Here is a 3,104-nt window from a genome sequence, read left to right as displayed (position 1 = left end):
CTGTACTGAAATCAAGGTATTATTGGGAATCCCAGCTTAAATCATAGATACCGTAAGGGATTTTATTCTTTATTTAAAACTTTGCAACAGAACCGGCAAAAAAGAAGATGTAATAATATAGAAAAAATAAACGAGGAGTATGTAAATGAGATCAGAAAAAGAAATGATGGATTTAGTACTTTCTTTAGCAGAACAGGATGAACGTATTCGAATTGTGACCCTTGAGGGGTCACGCGCAAATATTAATATACCTAAAGATGAATTTCAGGATTATGATATTACATATTTTGTAAGTGATATAGAACCGTTTATATCTAATGATGACTGGCTTAATCAATTTGGGAATATAATAATGATGCAAAAACCGGAGGATATGGAACTATTCCCGGCTGAAGAGAAAGGCTACTCCTATATAATACTTTTTGATGATTATAATAAAATAGACCTTACCTTATTGCCCCTGGAAGAGTTGGGAAACTACCTGAATGACGATAAATTGATAAAGATTATTCTGGATAAGGATGGAAGGATTCAGCAAGCTGTAGTTCCGACCGACATGGATTATCATATAAGAAAACCCAGTGCCCGGGAATACGATGACTGCTGCAATGAATTCTGGAACACCACTACCTATGTGGTTAAGGGACTGTGCCGTAAGGAAATTTTATTTGCTATTGATCATTTTAATCAGATTGTTCGCCATGAGCTGCTGAGAATGATATCATGGAAGGTCGGCATCGAAACAGGCTTTAAATTAAGTGTAGGCAAGAACTATAAGTTTATTGAAAGGTATATATCCGAGGATTTGTGGGAGAAACTTTTGTCCACCTACCGGATGGATTCCTATGAAAACATATGGGAAGCATTATTTCTATGCCATCAATTGTTCAGGGCGGTATCCGGTGAGGTGGCGGAAAGGCTTCATTATGCCTATCCGGAGTATGATAGGAATATAACAAAATATACCAGGGACATGTATAAAAAATACACTGGTAAAACCGGCTGCCTGGATAGCACATATGCCGCTGATATAGAAGAGAGGCGGGAACAGTGATTACAGAAATGAAAGCAGGGCACCTGAAAGATATCGATAAACCCAGCGAACCATTTGAGGTGATAGGTAAGATTATACCGAGGTATGAAAACGAGAATTGGACCTTTACAGAATTACTCTATGAAGCGCCATATTTAAAAAGCTACCAAGACGAAGAGGATGAAGAGGATGAGGAGGCAGATTGCCTTGAATATATTGACAATACTGATAAGATAATATATCTTTACTACCAAGACGATAAATGCGTCGGAAAAGTTAAACTGCGAAAAAATTGGAACCGGTACGCTTATATAGAAGATATCGCCGTATGTAAGGATTTCAGGGGGCAAGGCATAGGCAGCGCGCTTATCAATATATCTATAGAATGGGCAAAGCATAAAAACTTGCATGGACTAATGCTTGAAACCCAGGACAATAACCTTATAGCTTGTAAATTCTATCATAATTGTGGTTTCAAAATCGGCTCCGTCGATACTATGTTATACGCCAACTTTGAAAACAACTTTGAAAAAGCTGTTTTCTGGTATTTAAGGTTTTAGAATGCAAGGAACAGTGAATTGGAGTTCGTCTTGTTATAATTAGCTTCTTGGGGTATCTTTAAATACTGTAGAAAAGAGGAAGGAAATAATAAATGGCTAAAATGAGAATATCACCGGAATTGAAAAAACTGATCGAAAAATACCGCTGCGTAAAAGATACGGAAGGAATGTCTCCTGCTAAGGTATATAAGCTGGTGGGAGAAAATGAAAACCTATATTTAAAAATGACGGACAGCCGGTATAAAGGGACCACCTATGATGTGGAACGGGAAAAGGACATGATGCTATGGCTGGAAGGAAAGCTGCCTGTTCCAAAGGTCCTGCACTTTGAACGGCATGATGGCTGGAGCAATCTGCTCATGAGTGAGGCCGATGGCGTCCTTTGCTCGGAAGAGTATGAAGATGAACAAAGCCCTGAAAAGATTATCGAGCTGTATGCGGAGTGCATCAGGCTCTTTCACTCCATCGACATATCGGATTGTCCCTATACGAATAGCTTAGACAGCCGCTTAGCCGAATTGGATTACTTACTGAATAACGATCTGGCCGATGTGGATTGCGAAAACTGGGAAGAAGACACTCCATTTAAAGATCCGCGCGAGCTGTATGATTTTTTAAAGACGGAAAAGCCCGAAGAGGAACTTGTCTTTTCCCACGGCGACCTGGGAGACAGCAACATCTTTGTGAAAGATGGCAAAGTAAGTGGCTTTATTGATCTTGGGAGAAGCGGCAGGGCGGACAAGTGGTATGACATTGCCTTCTGCGTCCGGTCGATCAGGGAGGATATCGGGGAAGAACAGTATGTCGAGCTATTTTTTGACTTACTGGGGATCAAGCCTGATTGGGAGAAAATAAAATATTATATTTTACTGGATGAATTGTTTTAGTACCTAGATTTAGATGTCTAAAAAGCTTTAACTACAAGCTTTTTAGACATCTAATCTTTTCTGAAGTACATCCGCAACTGTCCATACTCTGATGTTTTATATCTTTTCTAAAAGTTCGCTAGATAGAGTTCTATATTAGAGATGTAAAGAGTTTTGGTGAAGAGGTTTGTGAGTATGGCTTTTATAACCAGGGTGCAATGAGAAGCACTAACAGCAGCTAGCTTAAGAACGCATAGGATATACTTTTTATGGAAGTCACAGAGGAGGAATAAAATTTGAACAGGATTAACAGAGTAACCTCTATTCTTATTCAGCTGCAATCAAAAAAAATAATTCCTGCCAAAGAAATTGCACAGCGATTTAATATAAGCTTAAGGACAGTTTACAGAGATATCCGGACACTTGAAGAAGCCGGAATACCAATTGGATCTGAGGCCGGAAAAGGATATTTTCTTGTAGAGGGCTTCCTACTTCCGCCGGTAATGTTTACAGCGGCGGAAGTGGGTGCATTGATTACAGGGTTCTGTTCCAAAGTTTTAAATCTACTATCAAATAAGGTAGAATAATAGAAAAAGATAGCAGGAGGAATGACGATGAATCATTTTAAAGGAAAGCAATTTCAGC

Annotated in this window: 3 protein-coding genes and 1 pseudogene; all 4 read left to right on the top strand. The window is 39.0% G+C overall.

Translation table 11 applies throughout. The features are described 5' to 3' along the window. Positions 1-145: 145 nt before the first annotated feature. Complete coding sequence (locus ACI2LY_RS30105; RefSeq protein ID WP_001255864.1) at positions 146-1,054, top strand: aminoglycoside nucleotidyltransferase ANT(6)-Ia; 909 nt, start codon at positions 146-148, stop codon at positions 1,052-1,054. After that, positions 1,051-1,593: a streptothricin N-acetyltransferase Sat4 gene (gene sat4, locus ACI2LY_RS30100; protein ID WP_000627290.1), complete on the top strand. Its 543-nt coding sequence runs from the start codon at positions 1,051-1,053 to the stop codon at positions 1,591-1,593. Before ACI2LY_RS30105 ends, sat4 begins: the two co-directional genes overlap by 4 nt. 92 nt (positions 1,594-1,685) lie before the next feature. After that, on the top strand, positions 1,686-2,480 hold the full coding sequence (aph(3')-IIIa, locus tag ACI2LY_RS30095) for an aminoglycoside O-phosphotransferase APH(3')-IIIa (RefSeq protein WP_001096887.1): 795 nt from the start codon (positions 1,686-1,688) through the stop codon (positions 2,478-2,480). 275 nt (positions 2,481-2,755) lie between these two features. Beyond that, positions 2,756-3,022, top strand: a pseudogene (locus ACI2LY_RS30090) (helix-turn-helix transcriptional regulator); the annotation flags it as partial. Positions 3,023-3,104 lie beyond the last annotated feature (82 nt).

Source organism: Streptomyces sp. NPDC002176, from assembly GCF_044903645.1.
GTDB lineage: Bacteria > Actinomycetota > Actinomycetes > Streptomycetales > Streptomycetaceae > Streptomyces.
Note: the sequence above shows the minus strand (reverse complement) of the source record. Positions and strands in the feature narration are given on the sequence as shown.